The sequence below is a fragment of the Rheinheimera baltica DSM 14885 genome (assembly GCF_000425345.1).
GTDB lineage: Bacteria > Pseudomonadota > Gammaproteobacteria > Enterobacterales > Alteromonadaceae > Alishewanella > Alishewanella baltica.
The window spans coordinates 84,909-104,050 of sequence record NZ_AUDG01000007.1 but is presented as its reverse complement, the minus strand read 5'-3'; the positions used below and the strand labels follow the sequence as shown (position 1 = coordinate 104,050).

Sequence of the window (19,142 nt, the reverse complement as noted above, 5' to 3'; positions counted from 1 at the left end):
AGGTTGACGTTAACGTCAACAGTAAGTAGATTGTTGCAATCTAAATCAGAGCGGCTTTACCTTAACGTAAACCTGTAGCCAAATCGTATAATGTGGCGCAGGAAATAATGAGGAATATATGAAAATATTGGTGCCGGTAAAACGGGTAATAGATTATAACGTAAAAGTGCGGGTAAAAGCGGATCAATCAGGTGTCGATCTGGCCAACGTTAAAATGGCTTTAAACCCGTTTTGTGAAATTGCTATCGAAGAAGCGGTACGATTAAAAGAAGCCGGTAGTGCAACCGAAGTGGTTGCCGTATCTATCGGCCCGGTTGCTGTTCAGGAACAACTTCGTACTGCACTGGCGTTAGGCGCTGATCGCGCCGTTCACATTGAAACAACACTAAACCTAGATTCGTTGCAAGTAGCCAAATTACTGGCAAAAGTGGTTGGCGAAGAGCAACCAGGGTTGGTGATATTAGGTAAACAAGCGATAGATTCTGATAATAATCAGACCGGTCAAATGTTAGCTGCGCTAACTGGTATGGGGCAGGGCACTTTCGCATCTAAAGTTGCACTACAAGATGGTAAAGTTGCGGTAACCCGTGAAATAGATGGTGGCTTGCAAACCGTTGAACTTAGCCTGCCTGCTGTTGTGACCACAGATTTACGTTTAAATGAACCACGTTACGCTTCATTACCTAACATAATGAAAGCGAAGAAAAAACCATTAGATGTAAAAGCAGCAGATAGCTTTGGTGTTAGTCTTACATCTAACGTTACCGTGGTGAAAGTATCAGCACCTGCAGTACGTCAGGGTGGCGTTAAAGTGGAATCAGTCGCCGAGCTGGTAGACAAGTTAAAGCATGAAGCGAAGGTGATTTAATGGCTATTTTACTTATTGCAGAACATAACAATCAGCATCTTAAAGGTGAAACGCATAAAGTCGTACAGGCAGCGAGCGCTATTGGTGGTGACATTACTGTACTTGTTGCCGGTGCCAATTGTGCTGGTGTTGCTGCGGAAGCCGCAGGTATCGTAGGCGTGAGTAAAGTGTTAGTGGCCGATGATGCTATTTATCAACATCAATTAGCGGAAAATATTGCTGCACTGGTTACCGAGCTGGGTAAAAACTACAGTCATATTCTGGCTGCTGCGACCACCACAGGTAAAAACTTCCTACCTCGCGTGGCAGCATTGTTAGATGTGGCGCAAATATCTGATGTTATTGCCATTGACAGTGCCGACACCTTTGTCAGGCCGATTTATGCTGGCAATGCAATTGCGACGGTAACGTCAACAGATAGCATTAAAGTATTAACGGTTCGCCCAGCTGCGTTTCGTGCGGCTGAAACTGGCAATAACGCGGCGATAGAAAATATTGCAGCAGCAGCCGATGCTGGTATGTCTCGCTATGTTAGCGAAGAGCTTACTAAATCTGAACGCCCTGAGTTAACCGCTGCCCGTGTAGTTATTTCCGGCGGACGTGGTATGCAAAATGGTGAGAATTTCGCACTATTAAATGGTATCGCCGATAAGTTAGGCGCTGCTATTGGTGCTTCTCGAGCTGCAGTTGACGCTGGTTTTGTTCCAAATGACATGCAAGTGGGTCAAACGGGAAAAATTGTTGCCCCCGATTTATATATTGCGGTAGGGATCTCCGGCGCAATACAACACCTGGCCGGCATGAAAGACTCAAAAGTTATTGTGGCAATTAATAAAGATGCAGAAGCACCGATTTTTCAAATCGCAGATTATGGTTTAGTCGCTGATTTATTTACTGTGTTACCTGAGCTAGAACAGCAGTTAGGCTAGCGTTAACTGGGCCTAATAAAAGCCAGCAATTTTGCTGGCTTTTGTCATTTTAGAGCTTGTTGAAAATGGCATAAGCCTTCTATTATAGTAGCCAAATCTCTAAGGATACTATTATGCCAACAGTGATCCGCCATGCTGAACCCTCTGATATTGATGCGATTAAAGCGATTTATGACCAACCATCTGTCTATGCGAATACCTTGCAATTGCCTTATCAACCCGTGTCTAACTGGCAGCGACTTTATAGTGCCGGTTCTGGTTTTTATAATTTGGTTGCCGAGGTAGAAGGTAGTGTAATTGGTCAGCTTGGATTACAAGTATGCCAGAATACGCGTCGGCGTCATGTTGCAGAGTTGGGCATGGGCGTGTCGGAAGCGTTTCAGGGGCAAGGCGTAGGTTCGGCATTATTACGTGCAGCTTTAGATATGGCAGATAACTGGCTTAATATTCGTCGCGTGGAGCTTACCGTCTATAGCAGTAATGAAGCGGCGATAGCGTTATATGAGCGTTTTGGCTTTGAAGTCGAAGCGGAGTTAACTGATTATGCCTTTCAATATGGTAATTATGTCAACGCGTTGCTGATGGCACGTATTACAACTCGCGCGGTTTAGCGCGTAAAAAAGGCACCCTAAGGTGCCTAAATAATGAAACAACTGCTTAATTCATTTCACTGTTTTTCTTACATTGTACGGTGTCTTTACACTCACCGTATAAATACAGACTGTGATGCGTTAGCTTAATACCATTTTTCTCGGCAATTTCTAATTGTTTAGCCTCTATAACGTCATCTTCAAACTCGATAACCTTACCGCACTTTAAGCAAACCAAGTGATCATGATGACTGCCGCCGGTAAGTTCAAATACTGACTTGCCGCCTTCAAAATGGTGGCGGGTTAAAATGCCTGCATCGTCAAATTGGTTTAGTACCCGATACACCGTCGCCAGACCGATATCTTCGCCTATTTCTAATAGCAGCTTGTATACGTCTTCTGCACTAATGTGCTGGTGTTTTGGATCTTGCAGTATCTCTAAAATTTTTACCCGCGGTAGGGTTACCTTTAGGCCTGCTTTACGTAATTCGCTGTTATGATCTGACATAAAAAATCTAACTCTGGCTTATATATACAAAAGATTATAAAGACATTAGTGGCAGAATGAAATGGCAAAATGCCGTTGTTGTTGTAAAGCAAATCTTGTATTAACTCATTGGCAAAGTACAATAGCCTCCAAGAGGTCATACCAGGGGTGTTTTATGAAATGGGCATTTAACCCAGCAGTAATGCGACATTTACTCAACTTTTGGCCACCATTTTTCTTTCCAGGCATTAAGGTAGCTGAGCTACGTAACGACTACCGGTACTGCAGGGTAGAGCTTAAAGGTATGAGCTGGACGCAAAATATTAATAGTAGTCAGTTTGGCGGTTCTATTTTTGCGATGACAGATCCTATCTATCCCCTTATGTTAATGGGCGTTTTAGGCAAGGAATATTTGGTGTGGGATAAACAAGCTGATATTAATTTTATTACACCAGGTAAGGGCAAGTTGACCGCTGAATTTTGGTTATCCGATGACACGGTAGAATGCATTAGAACTGCTACGCAAGATGGCAACAAACATTTTCCACAGTTTATTGTCCACATTAAAGACAATGATAATCAGCTAGTTGCAGAAGTAAACCGTACTGTTTATGTACGAAAGAAAGCAAAGTATCGGGCGGGCTAACTTTCTAGATGTAAAAAAACCGGCGATACAAATGCCGGTTTTTCTCTTAAGCCTCTCTATTACAGGCCTTCAAACTCTTTTAAACTCATCTCGTCATAAACTTGCTTGCACCAGTTTTTAACGCGCTGCTCAGTGAGTTCTGGCTGTCGGTCTTCGTCGATACCCAAGCCGATAAAGTGGTTATCGTCTACTAAGGCTTTAGAGGCAACAAAATTGTAGCCGGAGGTGGACCAGTTACCTACAATAATGGCACCTTTGGGTTCAATAATGTCTCTTAACGTACCCATTGCGTCGAGGAAGTATTCCGCATAATCCTCCTGATCGCCACAACCAAATATAGCGACTAGCTTATTGTTAAAGTCGATATTTTCCAGCTCAGGGAAAAAGTCGTCCCAGTCACACTGTGCTTCACCGTAGTACCAGGTGGGAATACCTAGCAGCAGTAAATCATAGCCAGCAATATCTTCTTTGCTGCTTTTTGCTATATCGCGAATATCGAATAAATGTTTACCCAATTCTTTTTGGATCATCTTGGCGATATGTTCAGTGTTACCGGTATCACTACCGAAAAAAATGCCTACTGTTGCCATTAATCTAACCTTCTTACCTGGTTAAAACTTGTGTCAAAATATGTTCTATATACGCACTGCGTGTCATTTCGGCTTTGTCGGCCTGTTGGCTCAACTCAGCATAAAGGTGATCTGACACTTTAAACTCAATGCGCTTTAACCCTTTACTACGATCACGTTTAATTTGATTACGTTTGTTCAGTTTAAGTTGTTCTTCCCGTGGCAGCGGATTGGTTTTCGGCCTGCCGGGGCGCTTTTCCTGGGCAAACAAATCAATCGTGGTGTGATCAGTGGCAATCTTCGCCATTAATCCAAACCTTACTATTCTAAGAAAAAAGGTACTAAGCTTTTTATAATAAATACTGCTGGCGATAAAAATAGTACCAGCCAGACAAAAAACTGACCAAACTTTGGTGCATTGCTTTTTTTCAGCACGTCACGTATTGCCATGACAATAAACAAGTACAGGATACCCAGCCCAAGCCACAAGCCTAAAGACTCAAACTGCTCTATCGACATTGCACATTACCTAACCTGCAAAAAAGAGCGCGCACTATAGCATAACTTGGCAAGATTTTAGTGTTTTAGCTCAATAAAAACGCTTGTACCAGTCGGGTAAAAGCAGCTGGTTTTTCAGCATGCAGCCAGTGACCGGTACCTTGGATAATTTTTGCTTGTGCATTGGGGAATAGTTTAGCAATTATCGGCCGGTGTTCTGCCTGTATGTAGTCAGATTCGCCACCTTTTATAAATAACGTGGGGCCATCGTATTGGCCGTCAGTTTGTGGTCCATCAATCAGTGCCGAATAATTTTGCTTTAATGCGGTTAGGTTAAAGCGCCAATGAAATGCATTATCGTCTTTTATAAGGCTTTTTAACAAAAACTGCCTTACACCCGGTTCATTTATGTGCGGAGTTAACAGCTTATCAGCCTCTGCGCGGCTGGTTAACTTATTTAAGTCTACCGCCATTAAACCTTCGAAAATACTGGCATGTCTAGGGGGATAACTCACCGGTGCTATGTCAGCCAAAATTAGCTTTGTAACACGCTCAGGGTATTTAAGCGCAAAAGCCATTGCCAATTTACCGCCCATTGAATGGCCTAATAACACGGCTTGTGGTATTTCTAATGCATCCAAAGTTTGTGCTAAATCTGTTGCCATTAATGGATAGCTCATCTGGTCACTGTGGCCAGAGCGACCATGGTTACGTACATCAACGTTAATGACGTGATAATGCTCGCTTAAACTACGCTCAATGACACCAAGGTTTTCATAACTGCCAAACAGGCCGTGGATCAGTACTATTGGAGTGGCTCGGCTATCGAACTTGCCACTGCTATGGGTATGTAAAATCATAAACAACGTCTCATCAAGGTTAGAATAGTATTCTAACAAATCATGTTGCTGGCGTCAGTCGACAAGGCTTTATATAATGAGGCCACTTTTTAGCGCGCGGAATAAATATATGAAATCCATCGAAATAGATGACGAGCTTTATCAATACATCGCCGGCCAGACAAAGAAAATAGGTGAAAGTGCATCCGAGATTTTGCGCCGTTTACTATTAGGTGATGCAGAAGCACAGGTGCCAGAGGTATCTGAGGTTGCAGCGGTTGAAACCCCGGTAGCAGTAAACAGTAATATTTTTGACTTAATAAACAAGCAAGATTTACAGGCAGAGTCGAGTGTGGTGGGGCGGTTTTTATTTATTTTATCAACATTAGCCCGGGTGCATAAAAAGCAATTTAATAAGGTATTGGATATTAAAGGCCGTAATAGATTATATTTCGGCCGTAGCGCAGAAGAATTGTCCGAAGCGGGCAGCAGTACTAATCCTAAGCAAATCCCTAACACTGAGTTTTGGGTGATAACTAACTCCAATACCACTCGCAAGAAGATGATGTTAACCGAGACAGCAATAAAACTCGGCTATAGTGAGCAGGATGCTGAACGTATTCGCGATTTGTTATAACAAGGAAACTCTATGTCTTTACATCCGTTAGCCGGGCAACCGGTGCCTAATTCAATGGTGCCTAATATCAGTCGCTTAATGACAGCCTATTATGTGCTTGAACCTGATGTGCATACTCACCCTCAACACAAAGTGAGTTTTGGTACCTCTGGTCATCGTGGCAGTGCGCTACATTGCTCATTTAATGAGCCTCATGTGTTAGCTATTTGTCAGGCGATAGCGGATTATCGGAAAAAAAATACCATTACCGGACCATTATTCTTAGGTAAAGATACGCATGCATTGTCTGAAGCGGCATTTGCAACGGCATTAGAAGTACTTATTGCTAACAAAATTCAGGTCTGCATCCAAAAAGATTTGGGCTATACACCTACCCCTGTAATTTCGCACGCTATTTTAACGCAAAATGCCGGTGCTGAGGCACAATTGGCTGATGGTATCGTCATCACGCCATCGCATAACCCACCAGAGGATGGTGGTATTAAATATAATCCGCCACATGGCGGGCCTGCAGATACGGATGTGACTAACTGGATAGAACAGCGCGCTAATGAGTTACTAGCAAAAGATCTCGACGGTGTGAAAATGATGCCGTACGCTTTAGCGCTCCAATCGGGTTACTGTCAACATATTGATTATATTCAACACTATGTTGATGATTTAAAAAATGTAATTGATATGGATGCAATAGCTAAAGCTGGGATCCGCATTGGGGTAGACCCTATGGGCGGTTCAGGTTTAGCGTATTGGCCACGTATAGCCAAGCAGTATGGCCTTAATATTACGGTTGTTAACGACAAAGTTGATCCCGCTTTTGCTTTTATGCCGCTGGATAAAGACGGTCAAATCCGTATGGATTGTTCATCGGCTTATTCAATGGCAAATCTTATTCAGTTAAAAGATCAGTTCGACATTAGCATTGGCAACGATCCTGATTTTGACCGTCACGGAATCGTTACCCGCAGTGGTGGTTTAATGAATCCTAATCATTACCTTGCCGTTGCCATAAATTACTTGCTTGCCAATCGCCCCGATTGGGACCCTGAACTGGCTATTGGTAAAACACTGGTATCCAGTGCACTCATTGACAGGGTAGTCGCTGCTCGCGGGCGTAAATTACTTGAAGTGCCGGTTGGCTTTAAATGGTTTGTCGAGGGTTTACATCAAGGCACTATAGCCTTTGGTGGCGAAGAAAGTGCGGGTGCCAGTTTTTTACGCTTCGATGGCACTGTCTGGTCAACTGATAAAGATGGTTTTATCCTTGGTTTACTTGCTGCAGAGATGTTGGCTAAAACCGGTGTTGACCCATATCAACAATATCAAGCACTAACCAAAGAACTGGGTTCGCCTTTATACCGCCGCTTAGATGCTCCAGCCAGCAGTGAACAAAAAGCGGCTCTAAAAAAACTAGATGTAAGCAGTGTCAGCCAAACCACACTAGCCGGTGATGACATTTTAGCTGTATTAACTAAAGCGCCGGGAAATTCCGCAGATATTGGCGGTGTTAAGGTGGTAACGCGAAATGGTTGGTTCGCGGCAAGACCTTCAGGTACCGAAAACGCTTATAAAATATATTTAGAAAGCTTTGTTGATCAAGCTCATCTGCTACAGTTAGAAGCAGACGCCAAGACTTTCGTTGAATACGTATTCAGTAAAATCTAACATGTTGAAATGTATAAAAATATAAATGTAATCTACTTTCAGCAGTCGTTGTTTATTTTGCTATAACGCAGGACATAGGGTATTTTTTTGTAATAATTCTACAATTGCCGCTACATTGTTGAAAAAACAGGCATTAACTTATCGGGATTTGTAATGAAAAAACACTCAGCACCTGCCGCTACCGGTGCGGTACAAATTAGCACTGAGCAGCTTAAAGATCAGATTGTTCGTCATTTACATGCAACATTGGGTACAGATGTAAACAAGGCAAGCCCTAAAGCATGGTGGCGTGCGACATGCGCAGCGATTAATGAACAAGTCTACGACGGACTTCGCAATACTCAGCGAACCCATTATGAGAATAATACCCGGGCGTTGCATTATTTTAGCCTTGAGTATTTGATGGGGCGATTATTTAGCAACAATCTGCATAACCTGGGGTTATACGATCAAGCTAAGCAAGCGCTTGGCGAACTGGGAATGAACATTGCTGATCTGGAAGATCAAGAAGAAGACATGGCGCTGGGTAATGGCGGTCTTGGCCGACTGGCTGCCTGTTTTATTGACTCTTTGGCCACATTAAATTACCCAGCCATTGGTTATGGTATTCATTATGAGCATGGTTTGTTTCAACAAAGCTTTCAAGACGGTAAGCAAATAGAGCGTCCGGACAGTTGGCGTGAATATGGCAACCCATGGGAGATTTGCCGGCCTGAATCAGTTCAGGAAATTTCGGTGTATGGTTATGTAGAAACCGTTTATGACCTGCAAGGGCGGATGAAAAAAGTATGGCACCCTGGCCGTATTATTAAAGGCGTGCCTTGGGACATTCCTGTTGTTGGTTATAACGGCAGTTCAGTCAATGTTTTACGATTATGGGAAAGCCGTGCCAGTGACTTTTTTAACTGGGACGTATTTAATTCTGGTGGCTATATTGATGCTGCACGCGAAAATATAGAAGCAGAAACGATATCTAAGGTGTTGTATCCAAACGATGAGACCGATGCAGGTAAAGAACTACGGCTGATCCAGCAATACTTTTTTGTCTCGTGTTCGTTAAAAGATATTATTCGTCGTTATAAGCGCGCGCATGCTGATGACTGGAGTGAATTTGCCAAACAAGTGGTTATTCAGTTAAACGATACTCACCCAGCGGTTTCTATTCCTGAACTGATGCGTATTTTGGTTGACCGGGCAGAAATGCAATGGGACCAGGCCTGGAGCATTTGTCAGCAGGTATTTGCCTATACTAACCATACATTACTGCCTGAAGCATTAGAGAAATGGCCGGTGCGATTATTTGAAAAGGTATTGCCACGACACTTGGAAATCATTTACGAAATTAACCGTCGCTTTTTACTAGAGCAAGTTGATGTTTTATGGCCGGGAGACGATGAGAAAAAACGCAAATTGTCCATTATTGAAGAAAACCATGAGCCAATGGTTAGAATGGGCCATTTGTCTGTCGTTGGTTCATTTCGCGTCAATGGCGTTGCAGAAATTCACTCAAAATTGGTGAAATCTGATCTGTTCCCGGAAATGGTTGCGTTATGGCCAGATAAATTTACTAACGTTACTAACGGTGTTACACCACGACGTTGGTTAAAAGCCTGTAACCCTAAGCTATCGAAGCTGCTTGATAATCATATTGGAACAGCCTGGCCGACAGATTTAAAGCAATTGTCTAAGTTTGCAGCGTTTGCTGATGATGCTGCCGTGCAAGATGCTTTTATGGCCATAAAGCAGCAAAACAAAGCTGAATTGGCAACGGTGGTGAAAAAATTAACCAATATTGATATTGATCCGCACGCCATATTTGATATTCAAATTAAACGCTTACATGAATACAAGCGTCAGCATTTGAATTTGTTACATATTCTCGCTTTGTATCGTCGTATTTTACAAGATCCAAACTACGATATGGCGCCACGGGTATTCTTATTTGGTGCCAAAGCAGCGCCAGGCTATAAGCTGGCGAAAGACATTATTTATGCCATTAATAAAGTAGCAGAGAAAATCAACCACGATAAGCGAGTTAAAAACCGCCTTAAAGTGGTGTTTATGCCAAATTACCGTGTGACATTAGCGGAAAAGATGATCCCTGCAGCCGACGTGTCAGAGCAAATTTCTACTGCTGGTAAAGAGGCTTCTGGTACCGGAAATATGAAGCTAGCATTAAATGGCGCTATTACCGTTGGTACGCTAGATGGTGCAAATATTGAAATTGCCGAAGAAGTTGGTGATGAAAACATTGCTATTTTCGGCTTAACGGTTGATGAAGTAAAAGCTTTGCATGTTAAAGGCTATAATAGCGCCGATTATTACTACAATAATCCTGAAATTAAGGCGATTCTCGATTGGCTTGAAACTGATTATTTCACGCCGGGTAAACCCGGTGAGTTGGCAGCAATTAAACGCAGCTTACTAGAAGGTGGCGACCCTTATCTGGTGTTGGCTGACTTTGAAAGCTACAGCAAGGCTCATGAGAAAGTTGATCACTGGTATCGAGATAAAGCATTGTGGGCGAAAAAGGCTATTCTAAATACCGCGTCGGTGGGTAAATTTACTTCAGACAGGTCGATAGAAGATTACGTCAGCCGGGTATGGCATTTGGAAAAGTGCAAAATAACAAAGAATTAAAGCTAAAGGCCTGTGTAAAACAGGCCTTTTTTTTGCTTGTATTCTTTATTGCCTGTAATGTTCTTACCGCATTATAGTAAACAAAAAATTAAGGATAAACGGTTTGCAGATAGGAAGCTTAGTGTGTGTTGGCACGGGTATGACGTTGGGGGCACATATCAGCCCATTATCGCGCAGTTATATAGAACAGGCAGACGTGGTGTTTGTGTTAGTTGCCGACGGTATTACTGAAAAATGGATAGAGCAAATGAATGCTGATGTGCGTTCGTTGCAGCCGTATTATCTTGAAGGTAAATCACGGATGATCACTTACCGCGAAATGGTTGCGGCCATACTGGCTGAAGTAAAAGCCGGTAAAAAAGTCGTCGGCGCTTTTTATGGCCACCCCGGTGTTTTTGCTTGGGTGCCACACAATGCCATAAAACAAGCGCGTGAGTTGGGTTTCAACGCGCATATGGAGCCAGGTATTTCTGCAGAAGACTGTTTGTACGCCGATTTAGCCATAGACCCAGGTACATCGGGTTGTCAGCATTTTGAAACCAGCCAGTTTATGTTTTATAAACGTACTATAGATACCGCGGCTTTATTGGTGCTGTGGCAGGTAGGTGTAGCGGGGGATAGAAGCCTGGCCAAATTTACCACTGATAGCGAATACCGTAAGGTATTAGTAAAACTACTAACCGAATACTATTCGTTGGATCACAACGTGATTTTATACGAAGCGGCAACGTTGCCTATTCAGCCAACGCGCATTGAATATATACCCATAAGTGGTTTGCCTGATGCAAAGATGGATTTAAAAACAACGTTGGTTATTCCACCCAGCACTAAACCTCAGCTAAACGAGCAACTGATTGCAGAGTTAGAGCTGTTGGTTGAAAGCCGAGACAACTAAAAAGTATGACTGCATTGTTAATTGCTAGCGCATTTGAATTCAGCACTGAAGATTTGCATGTAAAGCCCCTTGGCGAAGAAGATGAAGAGTTATATCTGCATCTTTATACCAGTGAAAGGGTGATGCGATTCATTACCACACCATTAAGCCTGCAACAGGCTAAAGCCAGTTTTGAGCATGCTTTGGCGCAAAATAAACTATCTTGCGGCAATAGGTTATTTTTAACTACCCGACCTATTAACAGTGATAAAGCCGTAGCGCTGTGTTGTATTTCAGATTTTGATCGTAAAAACGAAATAGTAGAGATAGGAAACATGGTATCACCGCTAGCGCAAGGCAAGCAGTATGCGCAGCAGGCGACTGTTGCTCTGATGCACCACGTGCAACGCGTTCTGGACGTGCATCATTTTACAATGGAAATACATGAAAAAAATCTAGCTGCGTTACGTGCTGCAAGGTTACTTGGTTTTAGGCCATGCGAAGGACAAAATAATATGTTTTATTTACATAAACAAAAGTGTGCTTTTTAAAGCAAAGATATTTAATAAAATTATTCACTTGTTTGTTGTTAAACTAGCCAAAAGCGCTGTGTTAACGTATAAAAGTATTTTGCAAACGCAATTTAAAGAAAAATTTAGCCAAAGGAGAAATTTCACGTGTCTAACATTATACGTTTTATGGAAGAATTAGGTTCAACGGCAAGTTTAAAACTCATGGCAGAAGCCGAGTTAGTTACAATGCTTCGTGAGCAAGGTGTAAATGTAGACACTAAGCGTTCAATCGTGTCAGCAGTTGAATTTGCAATTGACGCCCGCAACAACGTTGTTTGTGGTGTTTTTCCAGCGGAAGAACCCGGCAAGGAGCAGCCAAATGATGACGAAGATGATGATAAAAAAGATACTGAAAGCCTCTTGGTCGTGAACGGCTGAGTAGGTTTAACGTGTTTAATTCCCTGCATTTAAGGAAAAGTCGCAGCATATTAGCTGCGGCTTTTTTACTAATATCTTGTCAGGTATCCGCAGATAATTGGGCTGCGCTAACCGAGTTGGATAAAATTAAAACTCAGAATTTTGAACAATTCTCTAGTTCGTTAGACGAATGGTTAGTAAAAGATACTGAGCTAAATGTAAAAGAACAACACTACGTCAAATTTTTAGACTTGTTTCGTAACGTCTATCTGAAAGGCTATACCAGCGTTATTGATGAAATTGAGCAAATGTTGCAACAAGATTTGCCTTTGACATTAAAATTCAGATTATCTGCGCTTGCGGTTAATGCCTATCAAATAAAGCGAGATTTTAGAAAAGCCTTTTTGTATGCCGAAGACATTTTGAGAACGGCTAACGAAATTGATGATGCATATACACTTAGACAAGTTCTGGCACCGATGGCGCATTTATATATTGATGCCCGGCAAAAAGACTTAGCTCAGTTTTATATCGAACGATTACGAGCAGTTACACAGCAAGAAGACAGGGCGTGTTTTGCTGATTATCTTGATTTCAGATTACATTTATATTTTTCATCAATAGATGAACTTTCAACACATGCACAAGCTGCTGTTAATAGCTGCAAAGATGTTGGCGAAACATTATGGCAAGATCTGGCCTATGCGCAGTGGGCAAAAGCGTACTTAGACAATAATCAAATTGACGATGCGATCACGTTAATGGATCAATTTAGGGCGTCGGCGTTAGCCAGTTCTTATCCAGTTCTTGTTGGAAGCGTATACAACGTCGATGCAAATATTGCCCTTGAGCGTAAGGATTATATAAGTGCAAAGCGCTATCTTAAGCTGGCATTCGAAAAATCTGCTTCAAATGAGTCTCAAGAACTCAGAATGTACTTAAATGAAACTGCCTATAAGATTGCTTTTAATGAAGGAAACTTTGAGCAAGCGTTAGAGTACTATAAAGTGTTTAAGCAGATTGCTAACTTATTAGATAAAGATCGTGCTGATAAACAGCTTTCTTATGAACTGGTGAAAAGCGAAATTGAAGTAAAAAATCAACGAATCGAGTTGTTAAATAAAGATAACGAATTACTCTACCTGCAAAAAAACGTTTTTGAGAGTGAAGCAAAGCAAAACCGTCTTCTTGTATTAGTGTTAGCCTCTGTTCTTGTACTTGCTATTGTAATGGCGTATCGCGGCATTACCGGCAGGCGTCGCTTTAAAAGAATTGCCGAGTATGATCACCTTACAGGCATTAGCAACCGTTATCATTTTAACAATCAGGCCCAGGTTGCTTTAGATTATTGCGAAAGTAACGCTAAACCTGTTGCGCTTATTCTGTTTGACCTGGATTTTTTTAAAAACATCAACGATACCTACGGTCATGCTATAGGTGACTGGACCTTACAACAAGTTGTAAATACCTGCCGGAATTTCATGCGAAACAACGATGTGTTTGGTCGTATTGGCGGTGAAGAATTCGTTGTTGTACTACCTGGGTGCCATACGGATAAAGCATTATTGTTAGCCGAAATTTGCCGAGACGCGATTGCTAATATCGATACAGCTGTTAGTGGAACGGAATTTGCGCTTACCGCCAGTTTTGGTGTTACCGGTGCTGATAGCTCTGGTTATCAGTTAAAGCAGTTGTTAGCTGATGCTGATAACGCAATGTACCGCGCAAAAGAGGCAGGGCGAAATCAAGTTGTATCTTTTGCTCCAGAACAAGAGTAAATCGTTTAGTCCATCCTCGTACTAAGGTAGAATTAGTGCCAGACTCACAACAGGGAGCTGGCGCATGTTACAACCAACATTATTAGAACAACTTCAACAAGATGGTGATTTTCTTAAGCTAACGCTATCTAATCCTCACGCCCTTGAACCGTTTAACTTTAGTTTACCTGATGACACAATAGTGTGCATTTGGGATACCGGTGTTATTTGTTTTGAACCGAAACAGCTAACCCATCAGGATATTGTATTGTCGTGCGGTGTTCATGGTAACGAAACTGCGCCAATAGAAATTAGCGCAGACATAGTACAGCAGGTGTTAACCGGTCAGATTACACTAAAACATCGCTTGCTGGTGTTGTTCGGCAACCCTCCAGCGATTAATGCGTCTAAGCGTGAAATCGAAGAAAACCTTAATCGTTTATTTTCAGGGCAGCATAACGATACTGCTGTGGCGCCTAGCGCTGAACGCGAAAGGGCGAAAAAACTAGAGGGTTATGTTGGACAGTTCTATAGCTCGTCACGCGTAACTGATTTAGTGCCGCGTAACCGTTATTTGTATGATTTACACACGGCTATTCGTGGCTCCCGTTTTGAAAAGTTTGCTGTATATCCCTTTTTACACGAAAAGCCGTGGCGAAAAGCCCAATTTGAATTTCTACAGGCTTGCGATGTTACGACGGTATTGTTGATGCAAACCCCAGCGACAACGTTTAGTTATTTTGCGTCTAATACACATGGCGCAGATGCCTTCACTATTGAGCTTGGCAAAGTAAAACCGTTTGGGCAAAACGATATGACTCGCTTTACTAAAGTCTGCACGGCGCTACGCCAGTTAATTAGTCACGATACGGTACAAACTGTCGCCTTTGATGAGCATCAGTTTCAGTTATATCAGGTGTATCGCGCGATTAATAAGCAAACCGAAGCGTTTAAACTGCACTTTGCGGATGATGTAGAAAACTTTACGAGTTATCCGGTTGGCACACTATTAGCGTCAGATGGCGAATTGGAATACCGGGTAGAGCAGCCAGGTGAAGCCCTGATTTTTCCTAATGCAAAAGTAGCTAAAGGTCAGCGGGCAATGTTAATGGTGGTGCCAACAACGGTTGCTGGTAATGTCGTTTAAGAAACCAATTGTGACCTGTTATTTATCTTAAATAGTAAATTTAAGCTGACAGTCTTAACTGGTCGCAATGAGCACGTTACCGACACTTGGTTGCAATGCAGTTTACGTAAAGGTAAAGTTGCCGCCGACAATAAATAGAATAAACCGGCGTATCCATAGTGCTACGTAAAACGGGGAAAGCGGTAAACGCCGCTATAATAAAGTCAGTCAGAACAGCGCCAAGGCTGTTTTGGCGTGGCTAACCACATGTCTATCACGTATAACAAACAAGAGACATTCTATGACAAACCCTAATAACGCCACCATTACCTCGGTGCACACTGCAGAATTTACTGCCGGTGATGCGTTAAAAATTCCAACACTTCGTATTCTGCGGGATGACGGTAGCCTGTATGAGGGCGCTTCGGCCCCCGAGCTGGACAAAGTTACTGCGCTTAAAATGTATGACACCATGGTATTTACCCGTGTGTTAGATGAGCGCATGTTGGCGGCACAGCGCCAAGGTCGTATCAGCTTTTATATGCAATGTTTAGGTGAAGAAGCGGCTACTGTCGGAAGTGCTGCTGCTTTGGATGATAAAGACATGATCATGGCGCAGTATCGTGAACAGGGGGCGTTGCGTTATCGTGGTTTTACATTAGAACAATTTATGAACCAGCTGTTCTCGAATGAAAAAGATTTAGGCAAAGGTCGGCAGATGCCGGTGCACTACGGCAGTAAAGATATTTACTACATGACCATTTCTTCGCCGCTGGGAACACAGATCCCTCAGGCAAGTGGCTATGCCTATGCGCAAAAGCTGCGTGGTTTAAAAAACACTACCATTTGTTACTTTGGTGAGGGGGCCGCGTCTGAAGGTGACTTTCATGCCGGTTTAAATATGGCTGCTGTGCACAAAACGCCTGTTATTTTCTTTTGTCGTAATAATGGCTATGCCATCTCAACGCCGGCGAATGAGCAGTTTGTTGGCGATGGTATTGCTTGTCGTGCCGTGGGTTATGGTATGAAATCATTGCGAGTTGATGGTGCGGACATATTGGCCGTATACAAAGCTACACAGATGGCTCGTCAGCACGCGATTGAGCACAATGAACCAGTGCTCATTGAGTCTATGGCCTACCGCTTAGGTGCACATTCATCTTCTGATGATCCAAGTGGTTATCGTTCAAAAGAAGAAGAAGAAAAATGGCGGCAAAACGATCCAATTTCCCGCTATCGTCTTTGGTTAATTGAAAAAGGCTGGCTTAACGATAGTGATGATAAAGCCACTATTGAAGCACTGCGTACAGAAATTTTAGATGCATTAAAAGTAGCAGAAAAGGTTGCCAAACCGGGCATTGAACATTTGATATCAGATGTTTATGCCGAGCCAATTCCAGCATTACAACAACAATTAGATGAATTAAAAGCGCATATTCGTAAGTATCCAGATGCGTATCCGGTGACTGCGGGGAGACTAGACTAATGGCAAAAATGAATATGTTGCAGGCCATTAATAATGCGCTTGATTTGGCAATGGCCAAAGACGACAGTGTAGTGTGTTTTGGTGAAGACGTGGGCCATTTTGGTGGCGTGTTTCGGGCTACAAGTAAATTGCAGGAAAAATACGGTAAGGCGCGCTGCTTTAATACGCCACTCACTGAGCAAGGCATTGCCGGTTTTGCCAATGGTATGGCAGCACAGGGCATGAAACCGGTGGCTGAAATTCAGTTCGCCGATTATATCTTCCCAGCGTTTGACCAAATTGTGAATGAAACGGCGAAGTTTCGCTATCGCTCAGGCAACGAGTTTAATGTAGGTGGCTTGGTTTTCAGAACTCCTTACGGCGGCGGTATTGCCGGTGGTCATTATCACAGTCAGTCGCCAGAAGCCTATTTTGCTCACACCCCAGGTTTGAAAGTCGTTATTCCGCGTGACCCGTATCAGGCAAAAGGCTTGTTATTGGCTTCTATCGCCAGCCAGGATCCGGTTATTTTCTTTGAACCGAAAAAGCTGTACCGCGCATCGACTGGCGAAGTGCCAGAAGAGTATTACGAGATTGAACTTGGCAAAGCTGAGGTAACACAGCAGGGTAAAGATGTTACTGTACTTGCCTGGGGTGCGCAGATGGAAATTGTACAAAAAGCAGTGGAAATGGCAGAGAAAGACGGTATTTCTTGTGAGGTGATTGACCTTCGCAGCATACTGCCTTGGGATGCTGATACCGTAGCCGCCTCGGTTAAGAAAACCGGCCGTTTAGTGATAAACCATGAAGCACCGTTAACCGGTGGCTTTGCCGGTGAAATTGCAGCCACCATTCAGCAAACTTGCTTCTTGTATCTGGAAAGCCCAATTGAGCGTGTATGTGGTATGGATACACCATACCCGCTGGCGCTGGAAAAAGAGTACGTGGCAGATCATTTAAAAACCTACGAAGCCATTAAGCGCTCGGTCAATTTCTAACGGAGGCAGCAATGAAAAAAGATTTTATTCTGCCGGATATCGGTGAAGGTATTGTTGAATGTGAAATTGTCGACTGGTTAGTAGCAGAAGGCGATACCATTGTCGAGGACCAGCCGGTTTGCGACGTAATGACCGACAAAGCGTTGGTACAAATACCCGCTGTGCACGACGGTGTGGTGTCCAAGCTATATTACGCCAAAGGCGAAATTGCCAAAGTGCATGCGCCGTTGTTTGAAATGCAGCTGACTGGCGATAGCAACGCGGCATCGGAGCCCGCTGCGGTTACAAAGACGCAGCCAGCAGCCGTTAACACCGCATCTGCAGCGACAGCGAACAACGAAACTGAAGACTTTATTTTACCGGACATTGGTGAAGGTATTGTTGAATGCGAAATTGTTGACTGGCTTGTGGCCGAAGGCGACGAGATTGTTGAAGATCAGCCGGTATGCGATGTCATGACTGACAAAGCGCTGGTACAAATTCCAGCTAAGTATTCCGGTAAAGTCACCAAGCTTTATTATGCTAAAGGCGAAATTGCCAAAGTGCATCAACCATTATTTGCCATGTCGCATGCGGGTACAACAAAACAGGCAACCGCGGCACTGGCGCCAGTAATCCAAGCCAGTTCACAACAGACTAGTTCGGGTTCAGCGCAGCAAACGGCAACGCAATCTGCAACTCACAGCACTGCGGCGGCGCAGGGTAAGGCATTAGCCAGCCCAGCGGTAAGGCGTTTAGCACGTGAGCTGAATATCGATTTAGCCAAAGTGCCTGGCAGTGGCGATAAAGGCCGGGTGTATAAATACGATGTAAAAGCCTTTGCACAAGGCGGTAGTGTGAAAAGTAATGTGCCAGCTGGTTCTGTCGCATCTCCAGCTGTTAAAGCTACAGCGGTAGCTGGTGGCCGCCGTGTTGAGCCTATTAAGGGCATTAAAGCGGTAATGGCACGGCAGATGATGGAGTCGGTATCAACCATTCCGCATTTTACCTATTGTGAAGAGATTGATTTAACTGACTTAATTTCACTGCGCGCCAGTTTAAAAGATCAGTATGCCAAGCAGGGTGTTAAGCTCACCATGATGCCGTTTTTTATTAAGGCATTGTCACTGGCGATTAATCAATTCCCTATTATGAATACGCAAGTGAATGCAGACTGTACTGAGCTGACTTATTTTGACGATCACAATATTGGCATCGCTGTCGATTCAAAAGTAGGCTTGCTGGTACCCAACATTAAAGGCTGTCAGCATCAGTCTGTTATTGATATTGCGCAGGCGCTGACACGCTTAACCGATCTTGCTCGTGAAGGCCGTGTTAGCCCAGCCGATTTAAAAGGCGGTACCATCAGTATTTCAAATATTGGTGCGCTGGGCGGCACGGTAGCAACGCCGATTATTAACAAGCCAGAAGTAGCGATAGTCGCGCTGGGTAAAGTACAAACGCTGCCACGTTTTAATGCCAAAGGTGAAGTTGAAGCTCGTCAGCTGATGCAAGTAAGCTGGTCTGGCGATCACCGAGTAATTGATGGTGGCACCATTGCGCGTTTCACCAATTTGTGGAAACAATATTTGGAGCAGCCAGCCACGATGCTAATGGCAATGCGCTAAACGCGTTACGCTTGGCAGGCT

20 protein-coding genes are annotated in these 19,142 nt (G+C 43.4%); 15 read left to right on the top strand and 5 right to left on the bottom strand.

Features of this window, described 5'->3' with window-relative positions:
• Nucleotides 1–118 precede the first annotated feature (118 nt).
• From H595_RS0104615 to H595_RS0104605, 3 genes are all read left to right on the top strand, one after another.
• On the top strand, nucleotides 119–868 hold the full coding sequence (locus H595_RS0104615) for an electron transfer flavoprotein subunit beta/FixA family protein (RefSeq protein ID WP_027670147.1): 750 nt from the start codon (nucleotides 119–121) through the stop codon (nucleotides 866–868).
• Complete coding sequence (locus H595_RS0104610; protein ID WP_027670146.1) at nucleotides 868–1,797, top strand: electron transfer flavoprotein subunit alpha/FixB family protein; 930 nt, start codon at nucleotides 868–870, stop codon at nucleotides 1,795–1,797. The genes H595_RS0104615 and H595_RS0104610 overlap by 1 nt, the downstream gene beginning before the upstream one ends.
• 113 nt (nucleotides 1,798–1,910) lie before the next feature.
• A complete protein-coding gene (locus tag H595_RS0104605) occupies nucleotides 1,911–2,408 on the top strand; it encodes a GNAT family N-acetyltransferase (RefSeq protein WP_027670145.1) in 498 nt (165 codons plus the stop codon).
• A 46-nt stretch (nucleotides 2,409–2,454) separates the two neighbouring features.
• On the opposite strand, the gene fur is transcribed toward H595_RS0104605, so the two are convergent.
• Nucleotides 2,455–2,895, bottom strand: coding sequence for a ferric iron uptake transcriptional regulator (gene fur, locus H595_RS0104600; protein ID WP_027670144.1), 441 nt, complete (start codon nucleotides 2,893–2,895; stop codon nucleotides 2,455–2,457).
• Nucleotides 2,896–3,049: 154 nt separating this feature from the next.
• Between fur and H595_RS0104595 the strand changes: the two genes are divergently transcribed.
• Complete coding sequence (locus H595_RS0104595; protein WP_027670143.1) at nucleotides 3,050–3,520, top strand: DUF4442 domain-containing protein; 471 nt, start codon at nucleotides 3,050–3,052, stop codon at nucleotides 3,518–3,520.
• 59 nt (nucleotides 3,521–3,579) lie between these two features.
• Here the strand turns inward: H595_RS0104595 and fldA are convergent, their stop codons facing one another.
• The 4 genes from fldA to H595_RS0104575 all read right to left on the bottom strand — a co-directional run bounded on the left by fldA (nucleotide 3,580) and on the right by H595_RS0104575 (nucleotide 5,486).
• A complete protein-coding gene (fldA, locus tag H595_RS0104590; protein WP_027670142.1) occupies nucleotides 3,580–4,110 on the bottom strand; it encodes a flavodoxin FldA in 531 nt (176 codons plus the stop codon).
• A gap of 13 nt (nucleotides 4,111–4,123) precedes the next feature.
• Nucleotides 4,124–4,396, bottom strand: a complete 273-nt coding sequence (ybfE, locus tag H595_RS0104585) for a LexA regulated protein (RefSeq protein ID WP_027670141.1) — start codon at nucleotides 4,394–4,396, stop codon at nucleotides 4,124–4,126.
• A 14-nt stretch (nucleotides 4,397–4,410) separates the two neighbouring features.
• Nucleotides 4,411–4,608 (bottom strand): DUF2788 domain-containing protein, encoded by a 198-nt coding sequence (locus H595_RS0104580; protein ID WP_027670140.1) that lies wholly within the window; start codon nucleotides 4,606–4,608, stop codon nucleotides 4,411–4,413.
• A gap of 65 nt (nucleotides 4,609–4,673) precedes the next feature.
• On the bottom strand, nucleotides 4,674–5,486 hold the full coding sequence (locus H595_RS0104575; RefSeq protein WP_240474824.1) for an alpha/beta fold hydrolase: 813 nt from the start codon (nucleotides 5,484–5,486) through the stop codon (nucleotides 4,674–4,676).
• A gap of 70 nt (nucleotides 5,487–5,556) precedes the next feature.
• Between H595_RS0104575 and seqA the strand changes: the two genes are divergently transcribed.
• The 11 genes from seqA to H595_RS0104520 all read left to right on the top strand — a co-directional run bounded on the left by seqA (nucleotide 5,557) and on the right by H595_RS0104520 (nucleotide 19,121).
• Nucleotides 5,557–6,063 carry a replication initiation negative regulator SeqA gene (gene seqA, locus H595_RS0104570; RefSeq protein ID WP_027670138.1) on the top strand — a complete coding sequence of 169 codons (507 nt, stop codon included), beginning with the start codon at nucleotides 5,557–5,559 and terminating at the stop codon, nucleotides 6,061–6,063.
• A 12-nt stretch (nucleotides 6,064–6,075) separates the two neighbouring features.
• Complete coding sequence (gene pgm, locus H595_RS0104565; RefSeq protein WP_027670137.1) at nucleotides 6,076–7,725, top strand: phosphoglucomutase (alpha-D-glucose-1,6-bisphosphate-dependent); 1,650 nt, start codon at nucleotides 6,076–6,078, stop codon at nucleotides 7,723–7,725.
• Between the two features lie 153 nt (nucleotides 7,726–7,878).
• Nucleotides 7,879–10,365, top strand: coding sequence for a glycogen/starch/alpha-glucan phosphorylase (locus tag H595_RS0104560; protein WP_027670136.1), 2,487 nt, complete (start codon nucleotides 7,879–7,881; stop codon nucleotides 10,363–10,365).
• A gap of 103 nt (nucleotides 10,366–10,468) precedes the next feature.
• Nucleotides 10,469–11,260: an SAM-dependent methyltransferase gene (locus H595_RS0104555; protein WP_027670135.1), complete on the top strand. Its 792-nt coding sequence runs from the start codon at nucleotides 10,469–10,471 to the stop codon at nucleotides 11,258–11,260.
• A 5-nt stretch (nucleotides 11,261–11,265) separates the two neighbouring features.
• Complete coding sequence (locus H595_RS0104550; protein ID WP_027670134.1) at nucleotides 11,266–11,790, top strand: GNAT family N-acetyltransferase; 525 nt, start codon at nucleotides 11,266–11,268, stop codon at nucleotides 11,788–11,790.
• A 126-nt stretch (nucleotides 11,791–11,916) separates the two neighbouring features.
• Nucleotides 11,917–12,189 (top strand): hypothetical protein, encoded by a 273-nt coding sequence (locus tag H595_RS0104545; RefSeq protein ID WP_156885921.1) that lies wholly within the window; start codon nucleotides 11,917–11,919, stop codon nucleotides 12,187–12,189.
• A 290-nt stretch (nucleotides 12,190–12,479) separates the two neighbouring features.
• On the top strand, nucleotides 12,480–13,946 hold the full coding sequence (locus H595_RS23410; protein ID WP_169338537.1) for a GGDEF domain-containing protein: 1,467 nt from the start codon (nucleotides 12,480–12,482) through the stop codon (nucleotides 13,944–13,946).
• A gap of 64 nt (nucleotides 13,947–14,010) precedes the next feature.
• Nucleotides 14,011–15,072 carry a succinylglutamate desuccinylase gene (astE, locus tag H595_RS0104535; RefSeq protein ID WP_027670132.1) on the top strand — a complete coding sequence of 354 codons (1,062 nt, stop codon included), beginning with the start codon at nucleotides 14,011–14,013 and terminating at the stop codon, nucleotides 15,070–15,072.
• Between the two features lie 280 nt (nucleotides 15,073–15,352).
• Complete coding sequence (locus tag H595_RS0104530) at nucleotides 15,353–16,537, top strand: thiamine pyrophosphate-dependent dehydrogenase E1 component subunit alpha (RefSeq protein WP_027670131.1); 1,185 nt, start codon at nucleotides 15,353–15,355, stop codon at nucleotides 16,535–16,537.
• A complete protein-coding gene (locus H595_RS0104525) occupies nucleotides 16,537–17,514 on the top strand; it encodes an alpha-ketoacid dehydrogenase subunit beta (RefSeq protein ID WP_027670130.1) in 978 nt (325 codons plus the stop codon). The genes H595_RS0104530 and H595_RS0104525 overlap by 1 nt, the downstream gene beginning before the upstream one ends.
• Before the next feature lie 11 nt (nucleotides 17,515–17,525).
• The gene (locus tag H595_RS0104520; protein ID WP_027670129.1) at nucleotides 17,526–19,121 is read left to right on the top strand and encodes a dihydrolipoyllysine-residue acetyltransferase; all 1,596 of its coding nucleotides are present in this window, start codon (nucleotides 17,526–17,528) and stop codon (nucleotides 19,119–19,121) included.
• Nucleotides 19,122–19,142: the final 21 nt, after the last annotated feature.